This is a genomic window from Variovorax sp. SG517 (assembly GCF_013376045.1).
In the GTDB taxonomy this organism is placed as follows: Bacteria; Pseudomonadota; Gammaproteobacteria; order Burkholderiales; family Burkholderiaceae_C; genus Variovorax.
The window spans coordinates 18919-34776 of record NZ_JABMJG010000002.1; the positions used below are offsets into that span (position 1 = coordinate 18919).

The following is a 15858-nucleotide window of genomic DNA, read 5'->3' on the forward strand; positions in this document are numbered from 1 at the left end:
GATCAGTCCTGAACCTCGATGTTCTCCACCAGTGCCGTCAGGCCGTAGTCCTCGATCACGAAGGCATCGTTGCTCGACTCGTAGTTCTCGATGCGGTTGCGCTTCGGGTTGTCCATCACGTTGCGGCGGCGTGCCGACTCCTGCCAGTAGATCGACAGGTTGTCCAGGCGCGTGATGAGAACCTTGTTCGCGGGGAAGTAGGGCACCGTGATGCCCGGCAGGCTGCCCAGGCGCCGCTGGCTGCGCACGATGTCGGCGGCGAGGATCTCGGTGGGGGCGGTCGGGTCGTTGACCAGCGGGAACAGCTTGTCGTGCATCAGGTCACGGCCGACGATGGCGACCAGGCCGCCGTCGTCGCGATACCAGGGATCGAGCAGCGTCTTCGTGGCGTCGAACACGAGCGCGTCGAGGTTCTTGTAGTCGCCACCGGCGCCGACCGTGACCTTGCCGGCGACGGCGCCGTGATCCATCACGCGCGACGGGGCGTCCGTCTTGATGTGCTTGAGCCAGCCGATGTTCACGTCCTGCAGCTTGGGGTTTGCCACAAGGTCGGTCGTGACCGCGATGCTCTCGCCGTTGAAGCCGATCAGCACGCGGTCCAGCGCCTGGCGCTTGATGATCACGTCGCGCACGCGGGTCTGGAAGTCGGGGAACTTCGCCCACGCATCGAGCGTGGCGTACTTGATGTACGTGTCGTAGTTCGTCTGGGCGCACTCGTAGCCTTGGTTGTCGAGCGTCTCGACCGAGCGGGGCGAGCGGTCCGTCACATCCGTGTTGGTGCGGCTCGCGATGGGACCGCTGACGCCAAGGCCGAGCTTCTCGCCCTTGAGTTCCTTCACCCCGATGATGTTGATCGAACTCAGGAACTCGCTCGACTCCTGCATCTTCGTCTCCAGCGTCTGCTGCACGCTCGGGGCGACGGCGAACACCTCGTTGGCGCTGGGCACGCCGCTGAGCGCGCTGAGTCGGCTCAGCCACTGGTTGAAGACGAGGCGGGTATCTTTTTGCATGAATGGCTCCGGGTGATGCGAAAGGGCTGGGGCGTGTTGAGAGGAGGGCGGATCAGCAGTCGGTTTCCTGCTGGTTCGGCTTGCCGCCGGTGGCCGGCGGGCGCTTCGAGTGCTTGTCGGCGTCGGTCGTGTCGATGGTTTCGAACTTCGACTTCAGGTCGTTGTGCTCGGCCTCGAGCGCGTTGAACTTCTTCTGCAGGGCGGCAAGATCCTTGGAGGTCGTGCTGCCTTGCTCGACCGACGCTTGCAGCGTCTCGCCGAGATCGTCGAGCGCGCCCATCAGTTCGGCGGCCGTGGCGTCGTTGCGCTTCGACTGGGAGGCGAACTTCTTCGAGAACGAATCGCGCCAGCCCTTGACCTTTGCGAGCACTCCCTTGTCGTCGTCTTCGTCATCCTCGAATTCGAGGGTGACCTCGACGGCCTCGGAGAACAGGTTCTCGGGCGCCTGCTTCTTCCCCTTGAAGGGATTGCTGTCGGGGTTCTTGGCCGCGAAGCTCAGGATGTCGGTGCCCAGGCTGGCGGGGCTGTCGGTGATGCCCAGGCCGACCAGATACGCCTGGCCGGTGTCGCCGAACTTGGGGTTCACCTCCATGCTGGTGTAGATCTTCTGGCGCTCCTTCGCCAGCTTGACCAGATCGGGCGTCGGGTCCAACTGCGCGAACAGCCCCAGCTTCTTCCGGCCGTCGAGGGTGACCTCCTCGGCCTTCAGCGCGGTCACGTCGCCGTAGGCCTTGAAGGGGCTGTCGGGCAGCGTGCCGCGAATGTGCTCGAGCCAGATGCGCGCGCCGTACTTCGCGGGGTCGAAGTTGGCGGCCATCTGCTGCAGCCAGGTGCGCTCGATGGTGCGACCGTCGGTGGTGGCGCCTTCGACGGCGACGCGAAAGAACTTGGACTTCTGGGCCATGGTGGTGTGCGGGTAGGTTGACGAGTGATGGCGCTGATGGTCTGCGGACCACGCGTGAGGCTCAACGCAATTCAGTTGTGTATGCGCGGTCTACAACCGAAACCCGGCTTGGAGGCGTCGCGAAGAGGCGCGAGCGCCCATAGCCTCACCGCCATGGACTCATCCAGCGATGTCGTCGAAGCGCCAGAAACGCCCGTGGTGGAGCAGCGGCGCGCAGCCCGGCATCTCTACTGGCAGGGCTGGCGCATTTCTTCTATCGCGGAACACCTTGGAATTCCGCGCACGACAGTGCACGGGTGGAAGGATGCCGAGCAATGGGACAAGGCGCAACCGATCCAACGTGTGGAGGGTGCGCTCGAAGCCCGCATGGTGCAGCTGATCGGCAAGGAGTCGAAAACCGGTGGCGACTTCAAGGAGATCGACCTCCTCGGCCGGCAGCTCGAGCGCACCGCGCGCATCACCAAGTACGAGAAGACCGGCAAGGAAGCCGATCTCAACCCGGAGATCGAGAAACGCAACGCCGGGCCAAAGAAGAAGCCGCAGCGCAACCACTTCACCAACGAGCAGGCCGACGAGCTGTACGAGGCGTTTCAGGACTCTCTCTTCGGCCATCAGAAGGTGTGGTTCCGCAACGGGCACGAGCGCACGCGCATGGTGCTCAAGAGCCGGCAGATCGGCGCGACCTGGTACTTCGCGCGTGAAGCGCTCGTCGACGCGCTGAAGACCGGGCGCAACCAGATCTTCCTGTCGGCCAGCAAGGCGCAGGCGTACATCTTCCGCCAGTACATCGTGCAGTTCGCGCAGGAGGCCTGCGGCGTCACGCTGACCGGCGATCCAATGATCCTGCCGAACGGCGCGCACATCTACTTCCTCGGCACCAACGCGCGCACCGCCCAGGGCTACCACGGCAACTTCTATTTCGACGAGTTCTTCTGGACGCACCGGTTCGAAGAGCTCAACAAGGTTGCATCCGCCATGGCGATGCACAAGCGCTGGCGCAAGACCTACTTCAGCTCGCCCAGCTCGATCCAGCACGAGGCCTACGCGCGCTGGAGCGGCGCGCACTTCAACAAGAACCGGCCGAAGGATCAGCGCGTTGCCATCGACCTCTCGCACGACCGCCTCGCCGGCGGATTCACGGGCGAGGACAAGGTGTGGCGCAACATCGTCAACATCATCGACGCCGAGGCGGCCGGCTGCAATCTCTTCGACATCGACGAGTTGCGCCTCGAGTACAACCCGCAGGAGTTCGCCAACCTGCTGATGTGCGAGTTCATCGACGACACGCAGTCGGTGTTCCCGATGTCGGAGCTGCAGGCCTGCATGGTCGACTCGTGGGTGGACTGGGCCGACGTCTACAAGCCGCTGGCGCCCAGGCCCTACGGCTACCGGCCGGTGTGGGTGGGCTACGACCCCTCGCACACCGGCGACACCGCCGGTTGTGTGGTGCTGGCGCCGCCGGACCGCCCCGGCGGAAAGTTCCGCGTGCTGGAGAAGCATCAGTTCCGAGGCCTCGACTTCGAGGCGCAGGCCGAGGCCATCCGCAAGATCACCGAACGCTACAACGTGGCGTTCATCGGCATCGACACCACGGGCCTCGGCCAGGGCGTCTACCAGCTGGTGAGCAAGTTCTTCCCCGCCGCCAAGGCCATCAACTACTCGCTCGAGGTGAAGACGCGCCTCGTGCTGAAGGCCAAGAGCGTGATCAGCAAAGGCCGCCTCGAGTTCGATGCCTGCTGGGTCGATCTCGCGCATGCCTTCCTAGCCATCCGCAAGACGCTCACGGCCAGCGGCCGGAACGTCACCTTCGAGGCGGGGCGCACCGAAGACACCGGGCACGCCGACCTCGCGTGGGCCTGCATGCACGCCCTCGACAACGAGCCTCTCGAAGGCATCACCGCCGCGAACAGCGGCTTCATGGAGATTTCGTAATGGAACAGACAGCGCTTGCCGACAACCCGGCCCGCATGGAAGCGTTCACCTTCGGCGACCCGACACCGGTGATGGACCGGCGCGAGATCCTCGACTACATCGAGTGCTGGATGAATGGGCGGTGGTACGAGCCGCCTGTGAGCTGGGAGGGCCTGGCCAGGTCGTTCCACGCGAGCACGCACCACAGCAGCTCCATCTTCTTCAAGCGCAACATCTTGCTGAGCACCTTCGTGCCGCACAAGCTGATGGACCGCACGACCTTCAGCGCCTACGCGCTGGACTACCTGACCTTCGGCAATGCCTACGTCGAGCGGCGCGATTCGCTCACGCGGCGGCCGGTGGGCCTGAAGCACGCGCTCGCGAAATACGTGCGGCGCGGCGCGGATCTCGAAAGCTACTTCTTCGTGCGCGGCTGGAAGGAGGAGCACGAGTTCAAGGGAGGCAGCGTCTTCCACATGCGCGAGGCAGACATCAATCAGGAGGTGTATGGGCTGCCCGAGTACCTGAGCGCGCTTCAGTCGGCCTGGCTGAACGAGAGCGCGACGCTGTTCCGCCGGCGCTACTACAACAACGGCAGCCACGCGGGCTTCATCCTCTACATCAGCGACGCGCAGCAGCAGCAGGGCGACGTCGACGCGATCCGCGAGGCCCTGAAGAGCAGCAAAGGCCCGGGCAACTTCCGAAACCTGTTCCTCTACTCGCCCAACGGCAAGAAGGACGGCGTGCAGCTGATCCCGGTCAGCGAGGTGGCCGCGAAGGACGACTTCTTCAACATCAAGAACGTGAGCCGCGATGACGTGCTGGCCGCACATCGTATCCCACCGCAGCTGCTGGGCATCGTGCCCAGCAACACCGGTGGCTTCGGCGCAGTGGTGCCGGCCGCCCAGGTCTTCGCGCGCAACGAGATCAAGCCGCTGCAGGACCGGTTCAAGGAGATCAACGAGTGGATCGGCGACGAGGTCGTGCGATTCACCGTCTACGAGGTGCCAACGGGCGAGGCGACGGCCGCGCCCTGAATCACAAAAAAGACGGGCGACCTGTTCAGGTGTTGGAGCACCTGTTCAAGCCCCGAAGTGCAGGACAGACCTGCAAGCCGGCGAGGCCCGCCACCCTGTACAGAGTGGGTCGAGCCTATCAGCAATTTTTAGTGTCAAAGGCTTGCACAATGGAAATTTCAGCGAAACCTCTCGTGCCGTGGATCGGTGGCAAGCGCCGCCTCGCGAAGCACATCCTTCCCTTGTTCCCCGAGCACACCTGCTATGTGGAGCCCTTCGCGGGCGCTGCGGCGCTCTTCTTCCTGAAGGAGCCGGCGAAGGTCGAGGTGTTGAACGACGTCAACAGCGACCTCGTGAACCTGTACCGCGTGGTGCAGCACCACCTCGACGAGTTCGTGCGGCAGTTCCGGTGGGCGCTTACGAGCCGCGAGATCTTCGGCTGGCTCAACGAGACGCCGCCGGCCACGCTGACCGACATTCAGCGGGCGGCGCGGTTCTTCTACCTGCAGAAGCATTCGTTCGGCGGCAAGATCGAAGGCCGCACTTTCGGCACTGCGACTTCGTCGCCTGGCCGCATGAACCTGCTGCGCATGGAGGAGGATCTGAGCGCGGTCCATCTGCGGCTGCACCAAGTCACCATCGAGCGGCTCGACTGGACCGCGTGCGTGCAGCGCTACGACCGCAGCCACACCCTGTTTTATCTCGATCCGCCCTACTGGGGCACCGAAGGCTATGACGTGCCCTTCGCGCTCGAGCAGTACGGCCGCATGGCCGAGCTGCTGAAGGCGATGAAGGGGAAAGCCATCGCGAGCGTGAACGACATTCCAGAGATGCGGCGGGCCTTCGCCGGCCTGAAGCAGCGCCCGCTGTCTATCACCTACTCGGTCGGCGCGGCCGAGAACCGCTCGCCCTCGCGCGAATTGCTCATCAGCAATTTCTAACTGAATCGGCGGCCGCTCGTAAGAATCTCAAAATATGGGTAAGCCGCCTCTAAAAATAGTTTTGTGCAGGCTGGAAGGGAATTAGGAAGTGTACGTGTAATCACGAGTAAATACTGCGTCGCTGCTTGATGTTCTGTATCTGATTTTCGCCAATCGAATTTGGGCCTTTAGGTCGGTGATGTCTTTGTACATTTGAAAAATGATTTCATCGAGATACAGGGATTCCTTAGGCTTTAGTTTTTTGTATGTCGGGTATCCTTCGATATATCTAATTTTAATGGTCACGCATCGCAAGTGGGCCACTTTCTTGTGTTCGTCGACGATGAGCACTCTTGAGCTATTTGGATTCGATGTGCTGAATTGCTTGAGATCTTTGGCGAAATATATTTCCTTCCCGCCTTTGAGGAATTTTGGCTTATGGGTTTCTCCATTGAGCCAAGACATGAGTTCGCGCGCTCCGTCTGCTGGCGTGTCACCACCGGAAAATTTCCAAAGTTCTTCCTTGGCTAGCTTCTGAATGTCTTCCAGGCTGGTCTGGTCTCGCGCTTTGCCGTACGCCCCCCCTGGGAGTGGCCACGGGTTTGTGCCCTCGATTCTCAGGTCAATAATTCGGACATCATTAGCTCTAGGCATATATCCTGTTTCCCCGGCAATTTGTTTGATTGCTTTTTTATAAAGCAAATTGGCGTCTCCCTTTGTTGGAGCAGTCAAACTTTTTGCTTCGATTGATTTGGCAAAAAAATCATCTGCTGCGCCTATCGTGACGTCTGCGAATTTTTGGGTAATGACAGGTCGGTGTTTATCTTTGCCCGCCATGGCGGTTTGATATTCGTGCTGAAAGCTTGCCGCTTGGCCATATGCCTTGTTTATGCCCGTCGTCAATTGCTCCTGACTAGCTTCCGCAAGAGTATTCCAATCGCTAATTAGTTGGGAAAAGACTACGTTTATCGTTTTCACTCGTTCCCTAAGATCATCCAAAGATTGGGGCATCCGACACCTCCGTACCCGTTCTCCGCCGACATTGGCAACTGAACGTTACGAATCGTGCGAGGCAACGGCAATCACATATTCGGCTGATGTCGACGCAGATCGCGAGTAATTAAGGATTAATTTCTCTTGTCCACCTAGGCCGTTGGAGCCCCCACAGCACCTCGCGCGCGCGGGGCAGCCCGAGCCCTTCCTTTCACCGTTTGACACAGCCTGTGGCGCTGTGCTGCCTCGGCATGGCCCATCTTCAAGCGTCCAGTCGCCTGGCCGGGGCTGGGGGCGACTCTGCGCCTTGGCGCGCGGTCTTGACCCCGCCACGCCTGCTCGCTAAATGGGTCTGTTTCGTCGGGGCAGTCGGACCGGCGCGCGCACCGGCGGCGCGCAGCGCGGTGGCCCGTCGAGCACCCGGTGGCAGTGGCGAGTTCTGACGAACTTTGAGGCCTGCGGTTGGCTTGTGGAGGAGGGCGCCTGGAGGGCTTCGCAGGGGACCAAATCCGGTTTGGGTTCGGGGAAAACCTGATTTCCTAATCGAGGGTGCCGAATCGGCCGGAAACCCGCATGGCGCCTAGCGATGCCCTGATTAGGCCTCACCCTAATCTGGCCTAACCTAAAACCTAATTTTTTCGTAAGTTGTTGATTTATATGGGATTCCATTTTCCCAAGAATCAGGAATCTAAACCCTAATCTGGTTAGGTTGAGGTTAGGAAAAAATTAGGTTCTCTGGAACGGCCGAAACCCGCATGGATAAAGGCTTTGCGGCCTTTTCGTGATGGTCGATTAGGGATGTTAGGTTTCTCCCGAACCCTCCCCGGAATTTTGAGAGGGCAAACAGCGGCAGTGCGGCCGTCAGGATCTGGCAGGCAACGCTTGGGCGAAAAAAAGCCCGCTGGAGCGGGCTGTCGTCGTCTCTGATGCTGACAGGCAGGGTCAAGTGCGGCGGATCTCAACTGGCCCGATACCGCTGTAAACCACAGTGCCGTCCTTGAGTGAGGTGACGGTCCAGCGGTCGTCTACATCGCCGGGTGAGACCTTGTAATCGGCCGGGCTCAGCGGTAGCTCGCGTTCTTCACGAGTCTTGTCGCTGTACCAGGCTGGCGTGTAGAGGGTGGTGCGTTCGGAGAAGAAATCGGTCTGGCTCATCGAGGGATTGTCGCGATTCATGTTGGCCCCTTGAGCCATGGCTTGTCGAGGGCGCAGGCGGGGCCCGTGGCATCAACCTTTGCGACTGCAGTTCGGATGGCCTCGTAGCGCTCGTCGTTCCGTTCAGGCTTGTGCGGCAGATGTTCCTGAGCAGGAAGGCACCACCAGACCTGTTTCCAATGGTCGTTGTAGCCATGTTGCTGCAAGCCTTCTATGCGTAGTCCGCCGCGCTTGATCTTCTTCACGCGCGCGTAGTCCACAAAGGGGGCCACCTCGGCAGCGTCGCTGCGGCTGCGATAGAGGTGTGCCTCCTCATGAGGGTAGTTTCGGCCGGCGTCTCCGTAGCAAAGCCAGCCGCGCACCGGTCGCGCGCGCACGACTTCTTCGGGCAGCGGCTGGCCTGACTCGTAGAGGATGTAAACGTCGCACAACACTGTTTAAATATACAGTAGTATTGCGCCATGGACGACGAGATCCCGACTGATATTTGGATCTACTACTGCGCGCAGCAGCTCAAACGGCACTGGCGCACGGTCGACCCTGACCAGCTGGAAGAACTGGCCGCCGACCTAGCGCGCGAGCCGCATCTGAGAGCTCTGTCGCCGCAGGCGGCCGCAACGCTCTGGCTGGAGCCGGTAATGCCGCCAAGCAGGACCGCATGAGCGGTGGAAAGGGCAATCCATGGCAACCTTGGTCGGGACAGCCTCGTGGGCGGAGAAGACCCTCATCGATTGCAAGCGCTTCTATCCACCTGGGGTGAGCAGCGCAGAAGGGCGGCTGCGCTACTACGCGTCGATTTTTCCGGTGGTGGAGGTGGACAGCAGCTACTACGCGATCCCCTCACAGACCATGGTTCAGAACTGGGCGGCGCGTACCCCCGAGCACTTCGTCTTCAACGTGAAGGCCTTTCGATTCTTCACGGGACACCAGACGGACGTGCAGGTGCTGCCGCGAGCGGTGAAGGAGCTGCTGTCTGGCCGGAAGCGCCTGCTGTATCGCGATTCGGCAGAGGAGGTGAAAGAGGCGTTGTGGCGGGCGTTCGTTCTGGCGCTCGAGCCGCTGCGCGCCGCCGGCAAACTGGGGATGATCCACTTCCAGTTCCCGCCAACGGTTACACCATCGCCTCGAGTCACGGCGCACATAGAACAATGTGCCGAGCGGCTGAGGCGCGACACCCTAAGCATCGAGTTTCGGCACAAGAGCTGGTGGGATGGGGCCGAGCGAACAGCCAGCACGCTCGCCTGGCTGCGCGACATCGGCGCGGTACACACCATCGTTGACGGGCCGCGGGGGGCCGATAACAGCGTGCCTGCGGTTTGGGAGGCCACGCATCCCGACTTCGTGCTCCTGCGGCTGAGCGGCCGGAATGCCGAGACCTACAACGCCGATGTGCCTACGGCCGCTGAGCGATTCAACTACGAGTACTCCGATGATGAGTTGCAGAGTCTCTCTGCAGAAATGGTGCGTCTCGCGTTCAAGGTCAAGAACGCGCACGCAATCTTCAACAATTGCGACGAGGACAAGGGCGTCCGCAACGCTCAAGCCTTTGCTCACATGCTTTCCGGTCAAAAGGCAGAACGCGGCTTATCGTCACGCCTCGCAGACCCAGAGGCTTCGAGCTGCAAATAGACTTCGGCTACCGGTCAAGACCGGATGTTCGGAGCCGCAGATTAAGTCCGGTTCAACATGCCGGGCAAGGGTTGTAGAGGGTATGCCTGTCTCCGCTCCGCGCTCAGGGGGCGCGTCCAGGGAGACAGGCCTCTACTCAATTTGGGGAAAATCGTTGAAGAGGCGGTAGCCGGTTAGAAGCGGGAATTTGATCGATGGAACCATCTCTGCTCTTCGTCGTTGAACAGGTATTCCAAATCTCGAGCATCGCCTTAAATCTTGCCATTTCACCTCAGCAGGTCGGGTAGATCGTAAAGAAGCCTGATCGCGTCGGTCCAGCCGACATCCGAGAATAGCTGGAGGATCTCCACGAGGCTCGCGCGCCTCTTGGGGTCATCGAAGATGCTGCGATGGTCGGCGATGTAGCGTCTCACCATCTTCACGACCGCAGCACTACCCAGGCTTTCGAACTGGTAGCCCTCATCGGCGCCAGGACCGGTCAGGATCGCGTGGATCGCTGTGAAGACGACGACGGGGTTGCCAGGGATCAGGTACGAATAGAGTTCGATCAGGTGGTGCTGCGTCGCCGGTTCTCGCGAGCGCTGCAGAAGCGCGAGGATACCGGCGTAGTCGGTGAGGAAGAGCGCCTTAGCTCCAGCTGTGGTGAGGCCTGGTCCATCTTCATTGTTCTTCGCATGCGCACCCGCGCCGAAGTAAAGCTGGTTCATGGCGTGATGGATGACGCGTTCGGCCGCGCTGTACTCCATACCGGCGGCGCGTTTCTCTCCGTCCGGCGCTCCGGAGGCCAGTACCGCGTGCGCCTTGGCCGAGATGTCTAGTGCCGACCTGAGAATTTTCGCAAGCCCCTCCTGCGCACGGTCGTTCATTTCCCTGTCGCCTTGCTCGGCTTCGCCGGCGTAGCGGCCGAAGAACGCTCCCCGCAGTGATGAGGTGTAAGAGTTGAGCGCGTTCTGGAAGCGCACTGGATCTGCCGCCCACTCGTCGAGCCAAGTGCCGGCGAGCGAACGTCCCTGGCCTGCCTGGAGTTGCGCCACCCACCCGCCCATGCATTCCTGGATGTGATCGCGTCCAACCGCGTCGTCGGCAAAGTCGTCGAGCCGGCCTTTGACGATCAAGAGGATGTGTTCGCAGCGTTCGGGTTCGGTATGGCTGAATCTGCGAAGGGAGCGGCCGAGGTAGGCAGTCAGCACCCGGGCATCGGTCTCTTCCATGGCGATCCGCTCTCCCATCTCCCACATTCGCGCTGAGGCGGCCATATTGATGACCTGCAGGTTTTGGGCCGCCTGGAGACGCACCGCTGGCTGATGATCCGTGAGTATCTCGCTGATACGGTCGACGATCTCAGGTCGTTCTGCGGCGAACCTCGGCGCGAGCGATACCCAGGCCTCGGCCGCGTAGACCCTCACCGCCCAGTTTCCCCAGCTGATGCTCATGCCACGTCACCCGAGGGCTCAGGATACTTGCTCGCCGACAGGCGCGCGAGCAGGGCCAATACCGTGTCCAGGTCCGGGAGCCCATCCGCGTGAGGCACAAAGTTGGGGCTCGAGACGACGCGCTCGACCGCGTTCGAGACGTGGCCCCAGGCGGAGTGGTCAACTCGGCCATGGAGCCCGGGATTGGCGTCGATCAGCATGAGTAGCGAATTCGCCTCCGACCACAGGGTCGCGAGTTTGGCCGCGTCGCTGTCGGTCGGCGTCGCATTCACACTGGCGTGAAGCGCATCCGAGGCATCGAGGACTGCACGGTTGGGACCGCCATCCATGTCGACGCCTTCCCGCCGCAGACTTTCCCGGACATAGTCCTTGTGTCCGCCCCTGCTTGAGGCGAACGTGTGGATTGATTTACTGTCCTGCAGTTCGCAGTCGGCCTCCATCAGCCGTCGGAAGTCGCGGGTCTGTTCCAAGACGAAGGCCTCTTCTGGAATCAGCGAGAGCAACCTTCGTAGGATGTACCGCCATCTTTCCCTTGCCTCGTCGTCCGCATGCCGTGTGTCGTCCAGAACCATCTCCTCAAAGCCGCGTCTTTCCTCATGTGACCGGGATGGCCACGCCGCCGCGACGAACCGCATGGCGTCACGCAGCGTTGCGCCGTTCTCCAGGAGGTCGGGCTTCGTCATCATCGGCCAGATCTGGCCGTCGACCTCTGCAACGCGCTCGCTCGCCACGCCGAGAATCCGCGTCCACACGGATGCTGTTGCATATTCGCGCGAGGCAGCCGCGATGCTCGAACTAAATGAGGCCACATCGCAAGACCGCAGAAAGGCCACGTAACGTGCGAGCACGTCGTCTTCGCGAGGAGAGGCGTCCTCATCGCTCTCGTCCCACGCGTTGAACTCGATGTCGCTCCTCCGGAACTCGATCTTCGTAGCCCCGAGGTCGATAAGGTTGAGCTCTTCTGGCTCGCTGTAGCCCTGAGTCGTCGCCTTCCCGATGACCGCGTCGATGACCGCACGCGTGCCGTGTTCGGGCGAGATTGCCAAGAACTCGCCGATCGACTTCCCGAGTTGCCAACGCGAATGCTCGTAGTCCTGCCGACGGTTGGACGAGAGCGGCATGATTCGGCTCCGATGGCCCCCGAAGGCCGACGTCGCGGTGTCGGTGATCATCTGTCCGTAGAGGCACGCATAGACCTCGGCGGCGAATGACGGGTCCGCCCGCGCGATCGGCAGGATTTGCTCCGCCAGCCAGTGGGCCTCGCGGTCAGCGTTCTGGGAGAAGTGGGGCTCTCGCAGGATCCGGTCGAGCAGCGGCCGGGAGGCAGCGGGATCGGACGCGAACGACCTTCCGACGAACCTGATCGCGCTGCCGGTCATTGCGTGCAGGGGCGGCGACTTAGACCATGCGAATTCGAGCATCGCCCGCGCCGCACGGCCGAAGATCGGCGCCAGCGCTAAGTCGGTTAGGTCTGCATGGTCGAATAGCGCCTGAAGCAGCACACGTGCCGGATCCACGAGCGGCAAGCGATCGCTTCTCGCTAGTAGCTCGGCGAGGTTCGCCCAGGCAATCGCGCGCTCAGGCGTGAAGACCCGGCCTGCCTCGATGTCCATCGCCACGAATCGGCTCAGGCGCGCGAGTAGGCTAGCGATCGACGGGTTGTCCGGCTCCGCCTCGAATCTGGCTACCAGGCCGGCGAGATCCTCGAGGTCGCCCACGTTCTCGCTGACGATGCGAAGCGCGACGTTGCCGAGGACCGCGTCAACCTTGGTTGCGGAGAAGATGCCGCAGACAAGCTGCCAGCTCTGAGGCTTGCCAGTGGTGTCAACGCGCCAGATGCGCTCGACCGCGAACCGGAGCGCGGGAGCGAGTAGGAGCGCGGCGGAGGTATCGCCCTCCAACTGAGCTACTAGTCGATCTGGGTCATGCCAGGCAAGGAGGTATCTTCCCGCAACGTGGTCGAACAGGACGTGGTGGGCGAAACTGACGAGGTCGCCTGCGGCGCTAAGGACCCCGGACTGGATCACTTCGTCGAGGTCGGGATGCCTGACGTCCACCTTCCGGATTGCGAGTCGGCGGCTGCCGGCCATCGCGGCAGCTGCGTCCGCTGCCGCCTGTGTCATGCCGGTCGTCGGCATGCGGACGTCCTCGTAGGCGTCGATGAGTCCGGACTGAGTCCTGATGCCGGCGAACTCCCCAGGGCTGGCGCCGCCCGCCATCAGCTCCGAGGCCAGCGACATGTTGAACACGTTGCGTAGCAGCTCGGCAAGCGGCGGCGTGGCCGAGGCTAGAAGCCCCGCAATCTCGGGAGACGAGGTCCCGGCAGCGGCCAGATCGGCGTCGGTTAGCCGGGGGATGAGGAAGTGGCGGACCGCTCCCAGCGTTGCATCGGCGTGTGCGGCGTCGGCCGGCGCGCCGGCGAACGACAGCCGGTATCGCCGGCCGTTACGCAAATCAAAGGTCCGGATCGAAGCGATGACGATCCACTCGTCGGCGAGTTCGCTCCTGACCTGCTCGATCAGAGAGGCGAACACGCCCTCCGCGGGTCCGCCGCGGGCTGCGTCGAGTGCGTCGATGAAAAGGTATTTTGGTCCGGGGCTCGGTACGGCCGCCAGGGTCTCGATGAGCGGGTGGCCGAGTCGCAGTTCAGACGCTAGGTCTGCCGCTATCGCGACTCCGGGAAACCGGTCGACGGACAGGAACACGACGAAGGCACCGTCCGCTGCGAGTGCGGTCGCCGCATGGACGAGCGCGCCAGTCTTGCCGGCGCCCGGCTCACCAACGACCAACAGGGCCCCGGAGGCAATCGCCGCCGTCATAGGCGCGTCGCTTTCCCGGGTGATCGTGACGCCGCCGCCCACCGGCAGCCTGCCATGCGCGGCCAGCCGTCCCAGTTCAGCGTCCGTCGTGGCCCGGAGCCGGGCCACGTCGCCGTCGAAGCGAGGCGCGCCGGTGTCGACGTGACCCCGGCGTCGGAGCGCGTCAAGCAGGCCATTCCGATCGGCTGGGGCTCCGCTACCGATCAAATCGCGCATGACGCCACGAAGCTCGCGAAGTGGGGCGTCTCCTGCCGCGTCTCCGCCGTATAGATGCCTGCCGAGCAGCCTTGACGCCTCGCGCCAGTCGGCGTCGCCCTCGTCCATCGAGAATCGCGCCACGTGGAAGCTGCGGGCCATGTCGACGAGATCGCCCTCGGCGGGCGGCGCCCCGCGATGCGTGGTCCAAGCCGCGTTCACAATGGCCTCCAGCGCGCCGAGCGCGGAGCGTTGCGCAGCGTTGCGCTGATTTTTCGTGACTGCCCAGCTGCCGCCCAGATCGAACGCGCGGCATCCCGCCTCGAGGTCGTCGAGTGTGCGAGCGGCATCCAATCTGACGGCGAGGACCGCCGCGCTTCGAGTCGGGTCAGGAGCACCGCCTGCAATCTTTGCGTCAGCCATCCAGGTGGCGAGCTGATCGCCCGTTTTGGCGAGTGGCGCCTTATCTCCCGTCGCGAGGTTGGCGGACGTTTTGCTCTGGATGTGCAGCGCCCCACCGTCCGACTGCGTCACCTCGATGTCGTCGAGCGCGGTACCGGTCTCGAGGCGGATTGCCGTTGGCAGCGCTGCGTTGTTGAGGCCGAAGCGTGCTCCGACCGGGAGTCGCACAAGGATGTGGACCGCGAACCACGTCGCGACGGCTGACTGGAACGCCATCCCCGCCTCGGTGGCCCGTCCTCCCGCACGCATCGGCTTCGTCTTCGTCTTCGGGGCTGGGGTCGCGGTTGTCATGCCGACATCCTGCCGGATTTGCGGCTCTACTCCAAAGCCGCCGACTAGTTGCCTCCTTGCGGCCGGCAGCGGGCTTCGCGTCAGTCGCGCGGGCGCAACGGACTGTCGTGATCGCTCGAAGTGATCGGCATCCGCCTTCTCCGGTGAGATAGCACTGGCACGATGCTGGCTGGCTCGTTAGACAGGATCAGCCATGTTAGACAGCCGCCGCGCAATGCAAAACGGCGACAGTGGCCTAAGTCACTGTCGCCGTTCAATTTTTTGGTCGGGGCGAAAGGATTCGAACCTTCGACCCTCTGGTCCCAAACCAGATGCGCTACCAGGCTGCGCTACACCCCGACAAGCCTTCTATTCTAGCCCGGATAAAGGGGCTCTCAGCGTTTCTCGTACTGAGTCTTGCCGAAAAGAATCTCGCGCTCCTTGTCGCCGGTGATCGGCTGGCGCAGGTCTGCCAGCACTTTCACGCCGCGCTGCACGGCCGGGCGAGCGGCGATGCCGTCGAACCATTCCTTCAGATGCGGGAAGTCGGTGAGGGTGATGCCCTGGTTTTCCCAGCTGCGCAGCCACGGGAAGATGGCGATGTCGGCAATCGAATAGCTCTTGCCGGCGATGAACCTGTTCTTTGACAACTGCTTGTCGATCACGCCGTACAGGCGCTTGGCTTCGTTGCTGTAGCGGTCGATGGCGTAGGCGATCTTCTCGGGGGCGTAGAGGCGGAAGTGATGCGCCTGTCCGAGCATGGGGCCGACGCCGCCCATCTGGAACATCAGCCACTGCAGCACGTCGTAGCGCTCGCGGTCGCCGGTGGGCAGGAACTTGCCGGTCTTGCCCGCCAGGTAGACGAGGATCGCGCCCGATTCGAAGAGCGAGATCGGCTTGCCGTCCGGGCCGTGGGGGTCGGTGATGGCGGGGATCTTGTTGTTGGGGCTGATCTGCAGGAAGTCGGGCGCGAACTGGTCGCCCTTGCCGATGTTGATGGGGTGTGCGCGATAGGGCAGCTCGCACTCCTCCAGCATGATGTGAATCTTGTGTCCGTTGGGCGTTGGCCAGGAATAGACCTCGATGGGCGATGCGGGCATGTTGTCTGACACTCCGGTGATGGGCAGGGCGGGCGGTGTTT

The 15858-nt window shown here is 62.5% G+C and carries 13 protein-coding genes and 1 tRNA gene; 5 read left to right on the forward strand and 9 right to left on the reverse strand.

Annotated features, from left to right (window positions below; genetic code table 11):
• Window positions 1–2: 2 nt before the first annotated feature.
• Both FHT32_RS05485 and FHT32_RS05490 read right to left on the reverse strand, forming a co-directional pair.
• The gene (locus FHT32_RS05485) at window positions 3–1010 is read right to left on the reverse strand and encodes a phage major capsid protein, P2 family (RefSeq protein ID WP_176663651.1); all 1008 of its coding nucleotides are present in this window, start codon (window positions 1008–1010) and stop codon (window positions 3–5) included.
• A 52-nt stretch (window positions 1011–1062) separates the two neighbouring features.
• Window positions 1063–1914 (reverse strand): GPO family capsid scaffolding protein, encoded by an 852-nt coding sequence (locus FHT32_RS05490; protein WP_176663652.1) that lies wholly within the window; start codon window positions 1912–1914, stop codon window positions 1063–1065.
• A 153-nt stretch (window positions 1915–2067) separates the two neighbouring features.
• Between FHT32_RS05490 and FHT32_RS05495 the strand changes: the two genes are divergently transcribed.
• The 3 genes from FHT32_RS05495 (at window position 2068) to FHT32_RS05505 (ending at window position 5782) form a co-directional block, all read left to right on the forward strand.
• Entirely contained in the window at window positions 2068–3846 is a 1779-nt protein-coding gene (locus tag FHT32_RS05495; protein ID WP_176663653.1) for a terminase ATPase subunit family protein, read from the forward strand.
• On the forward strand, window positions 3846–4862 hold the full coding sequence (locus FHT32_RS05500) for a phage portal protein (RefSeq protein WP_176663654.1): 1017 nt from the start codon (window positions 3846–3848) through the stop codon (window positions 4860–4862). The genes FHT32_RS05495 and FHT32_RS05500 overlap by 1 nt, the downstream gene beginning before the upstream one ends.
• A 149-nt stretch (window positions 4863–5011) precedes the next feature.
• Complete coding sequence (locus FHT32_RS05505) at window positions 5012–5782, forward strand: DNA adenine methylase (protein WP_176663655.1); 771 nt, start codon at window positions 5012–5014, stop codon at window positions 5780–5782.
• 81 nt (window positions 5783–5863) lie between these two features.
• Here the strand turns inward: FHT32_RS05505 and FHT32_RS05510 are convergent, their stop codons facing one another.
• The 3 genes from FHT32_RS05510 to FHT32_RS05520 all read right to left on the reverse strand — a co-directional run bounded on the left by FHT32_RS05510 (window position 5864) and on the right by FHT32_RS05520 (window position 8343).
• Window positions 5864–6772: a hypothetical protein gene (locus FHT32_RS05510; RefSeq protein ID WP_176663656.1), complete on the reverse strand. Its 909-nt coding sequence runs from the start codon at window positions 6770–6772 to the stop codon at window positions 5864–5866.
• 924 nt (window positions 6773–7696) lie between these two features.
• Entirely contained in the window at window positions 7697–7909 is a 213-nt protein-coding gene (locus FHT32_RS05515; RefSeq protein ID WP_176663657.1) for a hypothetical protein, read from the reverse strand.
• Between the two features lie 17 nt (window positions 7910–7926).
• Entirely contained in the window at window positions 7927–8343 is a 417-nt protein-coding gene (locus FHT32_RS05520; protein WP_176663658.1) for a hypothetical protein, read from the reverse strand.
• Between the two features lie 27 nt (window positions 8344–8370).
• Between FHT32_RS05520 and FHT32_RS05525 the strand changes: the two genes are divergently transcribed.
• Together FHT32_RS05525 and FHT32_RS05530 are read left to right on the forward strand one after the other, a co-directional pair.
• Window positions 8371–8571: a hypothetical protein gene (locus tag FHT32_RS05525; RefSeq protein ID WP_176663659.1), complete on the forward strand. Its 201-nt coding sequence runs from the start codon at window positions 8371–8373 to the stop codon at window positions 8569–8571.
• A gap of 19 nt (window positions 8572–8590) precedes the next feature.
• Window positions 8591–9538, forward strand: coding sequence for a DUF72 domain-containing protein (locus FHT32_RS05530; protein ID WP_176663660.1), 948 nt, complete (start codon window positions 8591–8593; stop codon window positions 9536–9538).
• A 266-nt stretch (window positions 9539–9804) separates the two neighbouring features.
• On the opposite strand, the gene FHT32_RS34790 is transcribed toward FHT32_RS05530, so the two are convergent.
• From FHT32_RS34790 to FHT32_RS05545, 4 genes are all read right to left on the reverse strand, one after another.
• Window positions 9805–10971, reverse strand: a complete 1167-nt coding sequence (locus FHT32_RS34790) for a hypothetical protein (RefSeq protein WP_218088116.1) — start codon at window positions 10969–10971, stop codon at window positions 9805–9807.
• Complete coding sequence (locus FHT32_RS05535) at window positions 10968–14738, reverse strand: hypothetical protein (RefSeq protein ID WP_218088117.1); 3771 nt, start codon at window positions 14736–14738, stop codon at window positions 10968–10970. The genes FHT32_RS34790 and FHT32_RS05535 overlap by 4 nt, the downstream gene beginning before the upstream one ends.
• A gap of 262 nt (window positions 14739–15000) precedes the next feature.
• Window positions 15001–15077 (reverse strand) — tRNA-Pro (locus FHT32_RS05540).
• Window positions 15078–15112: 35 nt separating this feature from the next.
• On the reverse strand, window positions 15113–15817 hold the full coding sequence (locus FHT32_RS05545; protein ID WP_176663661.1) for a glutathione binding-like protein: 705 nt from the start codon (window positions 15815–15817) through the stop codon (window positions 15113–15115).
• Window positions 15818–15858: the final 41 nt, after the last annotated feature.

What these genes read in the sequence shown, in the direction of transcription:
- FHT32_RS05485 (WP_176663651.1), bottom strand. Translation starts at nt 1,010, where the DNA reads ATGCAAAAAGATACCCGCCTCGTCTTCAACCAGTGGCTGAGCCGACTC.
- FHT32_RS05490 (WP_176663652.1), bottom strand. Translation starts at nt 1,914, where the DNA reads ATGGCCCAGAAGTCCAAGTTCTTTCGCGTCGCCGTCGAAGGCGCCACC.
- FHT32_RS05495 (WP_176663653.1), top strand. Translation starts at nt 2,068, where the DNA reads ATGGACTCATCCAGCGATGTCGTCGAAGCGCCAGAAACGCCCGTGGTG.
- FHT32_RS05500 (WP_176663654.1), top strand. Translation starts at nt 3,846, where the DNA reads ATGGAACAGACAGCGCTTGCCGACAACCCGGCCCGCATGGAAGCGTTC.
- FHT32_RS05505 (WP_176663655.1), top strand. Translation starts at nt 5,012, where the DNA reads ATGGAAATTTCAGCGAAACCTCTCGTGCCGTGGATCGGTGGCAAGCGC.
- FHT32_RS05510 (WP_176663656.1), bottom strand. Translation starts at nt 6,772, where the DNA reads ATGCCCCAATCTTTGGATGATCTTAGGGAACGAGTGAAAACGATAAAC.
- FHT32_RS05515 (WP_176663657.1), bottom strand. Translation starts at nt 7,909, where the DNA reads ATGAGCCAGACCGATTTCTTCTCCGAACGCACCACCCTCTACACGCCA.
- FHT32_RS05525 (WP_176663659.1), top strand. Translation starts at nt 8,371, where the DNA reads ATGGACGACGAGATCCCGACTGATATTTGGATCTACTACTGCGCGCAG.
- FHT32_RS05530 (WP_176663660.1), top strand. Translation starts at nt 8,591, where the DNA reads ATGGCAACCTTGGTCGGGACAGCCTCGTGGGCGGAGAAGACCCTCATC.
- FHT32_RS34790 (WP_218088116.1), bottom strand. Translation starts at nt 10,971, where the DNA reads ATGAGCATCAGCTGGGGAAACTGGGCGGTGAGGGTCTACGCGGCCGAG.
- FHT32_RS05535 (WP_218088117.1), bottom strand. Translation starts at nt 14,738, where the DNA reads ATGACAACCGCGACCCCAGCCCCGAAGACGAAGACGAAGCCGATGCGT.
- FHT32_RS05545 (WP_176663661.1), bottom strand. Translation starts at nt 15,817, where the DNA reads ATGCCCGCATCGCCCATCGAGGTCTATTCCTGGCCAACGCCCAACGGA.